Origin of the sequence: Nostoc cf. edaphicum LEGE 07299, assembly GCF_015207245.1 — a bacterium.
Lineage (GTDB): Bacteria > Cyanobacteriota > Cyanobacteriia > Cyanobacteriales > Nostocaceae > Nostoc > Nostoc edaphicum_B.
Genome location: NZ_JADEXF010000852.1, coordinates 1 through 2,945, shown reverse-complemented (window position 1 = coordinate 2,945; position 2,945 = coordinate 1). Strand labels below are relative to the sequence as shown.

Genomic DNA, 2,945 nt, shown 5'->3' with positions numbered 1-2,945 from the left:
GCCGTAAATAGTTGCGTCAAATCCAAAGCAGATAGATAGCCATCTGCAAATGAAGCAATACTGCGATCGGTAATGCCAAATACCCAGGATGACAGCCCAAACAGCCAAATCCCATTCTTGAGATTTCCGACGAATTCTTTAGAGTCCGATCGTTTTTGATCTTTCATAATCTTCTGTTCCGTTGGTGAACAATCTGGTGATTGATGCTCAATACCTGCCATTAGGAATTTTTTCGGATTCCTGACGCTGAATTTACATTTACTATCTATTAACAATATTAATAAATATTTCACCTACTTGACATCCCTACCCAAAGGTACATCTCCTAATGATGACATTCCTCTTTTGGTTGTGCTACCTCCGATAGACTGCAATACGTTGAGTTCTCAGCTTTACAGCGTCAGGTTTGAATACTGAAATCACATGATTTTTAAATAACCATATAAATATTTATTTATGCTTTGCATAAAATGCTTCATAGGATAGATGCATTCCCAAAATATCCGTATACTTCAAGGTGTAGAGGCTTTGTAGAGGCGCACAGCTAGCTATGCGCTCCTACAAGGAAATGAAATACTTATTTTGGAGTAGATTAAGTAGGTCGGCGCAATTAAAGCTAACTGGCTAAGGCTGTCATTTGTCCTTTGTCATTGGTCATTAGCAAGGGTTTTGAGCCTATTTATGTTTTGTAACATACTTTGTTTTTTTTTGCGCCAACTTACTTAATCCCTTCATCCTACTCAGCACTCTTCATCTCACCAACTGCGCGGCGGAATTAAAAAATTGACGACACAACCCCTTTGTGACTAAAACTGTTGTCAACAAGTTAGCAAAAGCAACCATAAACATAATCAAAATTTCATAGGAGACAGCATCTAAAGGTTTGATACCAGCTAATAACTGTCCGGTGGTAATTCCTGGTATTGCGACCATACCTATGAGTATCATTTGATTGAGAGTAGGAATCAATCCGGCTTTGATGGCGTCTTTGCGATATTGGCTAACAGCTTGCTTTGGAGTTGCACCTAAGCTTAAATGGGTTTCTATTTCGAGATGGCTGGAATTAATGGTGCTGACAAGGCGATCGCCTGCGATCGCAGCTGCATTGGTAGCATTACCTAAGACTATCCCTGCTAGGGGAATTATGTACTGTGGTTCGTACCATCTCTCTGGTTGAACGATTAAGAAGTTGATGTAAAACACTGTCACGGCGGTACTAATTAAAATTGCACCCCACACCAAAGGCAACAGATGAGGAATTTTTTGGCTGATGCGATTTCGTGCGACAATCGCCGTAATTGTCAGCATTATTGCTAATAGCGCCAAAACTGCCCAAGCATTGTCTAAAGCCAAGATGAAATCTAAAATGTATCCCAATACAAGAAGTTGTAAGATGGTTCTTCCAGTAGCAAGGGCTAGGTTCAACTCTAATCCTAATTTTTCCCAGGCTGATAAACCAATGGCGATCGCCATCAATCCCATACCAATAGCTAAATCCACGAAATCCAGCTCGATCAGATCCTGCATGGGTTCTCTATCTCCTGGTATTTTATTCTCAAAGCAGCACACACTCCTGGAACTTTGACCAGATGTGTTGGATCTTGGTTGATATATATCACTTTCATCAATTCAAAATGGTACGACCTTAACATGGCAAACACCTAGTATGCCTACTATCTGTAAATTAAATGTGCGGTGGTTTCCCATACCACAATTTAAGTAAAAACCCTAATAGATGCGTATCTTGGGCGATAGTCTTTTAGTAGCTCCTCTTTGATTCACAATTCAATCAGCAAAAATTGACTGTCGAAGTGCATCCTTTGTATCTTCCGATAAAATAAGAACTCATGATCCAAAGTGTAAATCCCATCCCTGCCTTTGATATCAAGCAGCAATACACCACCATCGAAGCAGAAGTAAGTGCAGCTGTCTTAGAGGTTTTGGCTTCTGGCCGCTACATTGGCGGTCCCCTAGTCGAAGGCTTTGAGCAACAGTTTGCTGCTTATAATACTGTTACTGAATGTGTGGCTTGTAATTCTGGTACTGATGCGCTCTACTTAGCGTTACGAGTTTTGGACATTGGTGCAGGCGATGAAGTGATTACAACGCCTTTTACCTTTATTGCTACATCTGAAGTGATTAGCGCCGTCGGTGCAAAGCCTGTTTTCGTTGATATTGACGCTACTACGTTTAATTTGGATGTGGAACAAGTAGCGGCGGCGATTACACCCAGAACTAAAGCGATTATCCCGGTTCACCTATTTGGACAACCCGTGGATATGACATCATTAATGGCGATCGCTCAGTCTCACAATTTGTCAATAATTGAAGATTGCGCTCAGTCTACAGGCGCGATTTGGGCTGATGAAAAAGTAGGAAGTATTGGACATATTGGTTGCTTTAGTTTCTACCCTACCAAAAATCTTGGTGGTTGCGGCGATGGTGGAGCAATAACGACTAATGACCCAGCGATCGCCACTAAACTGCGAATACTACGAGATCATGGTAGTAAAGTTCGATATTTACATGAAGAAATCGGTGTAAATAGCCGCTTAGATGCTCTCCAAGCCGCTATTTTGCAGATTAAGTTACGTTATTTAGATATTTGGAACGATCGCCGACGAAATATTGCCAACTATTACTATCAGTTTCTTAGTCAACTTCCGGGAATTGTCCCGCCTCAAGAATTACCTGGGGGTATTGGGGTGTGGAATCAATACACTATTCGCATATCTGGCGAAGGGCGCAATGGTTCTAGCGCCAAATATCGAGATTGGGTGCGTAGTCAATTGCAAGAACAGGGCGTGAGTTCAATGATTTACTACCCCCACCCTTTACATTTGCAGCCAGTTTATCAAAGTCTAGGCTATGAAATTGGGGACTTACCAATAGCAGAGCAAGCTTGCCATGAAGTTATATCCTTGCCTATGTTCCCAGAACTGACA

2 protein-coding genes are annotated in these 2,945 nt (G+C 41.6%); one reads left to right on the top strand and one right to left on the bottom strand.

Features of this window, described 5'->3' with window-relative positions:
- Positions 1-750 precede the first annotated feature (750 nt).
- Positions 751-1,527: an ABC transporter permease gene (locus tag IQ229_RS21665; protein WP_194047270.1), complete on the bottom strand. Its 777-nt coding sequence runs from the start codon at positions 1,525-1,527 to the stop codon at positions 751-753.
- Positions 1,528-1,847: 320 nt separating this feature from the next.
- Between IQ229_RS21665 and IQ229_RS21660 the strand changes: the two genes are divergently transcribed.
- A partial coding sequence (locus IQ229_RS21660; protein WP_194047268.1) for a DegT/DnrJ/EryC1/StrS family aminotransferase occupies positions 1,848-2,945 on the top strand: 1,098 nt, incomplete at its 3' end.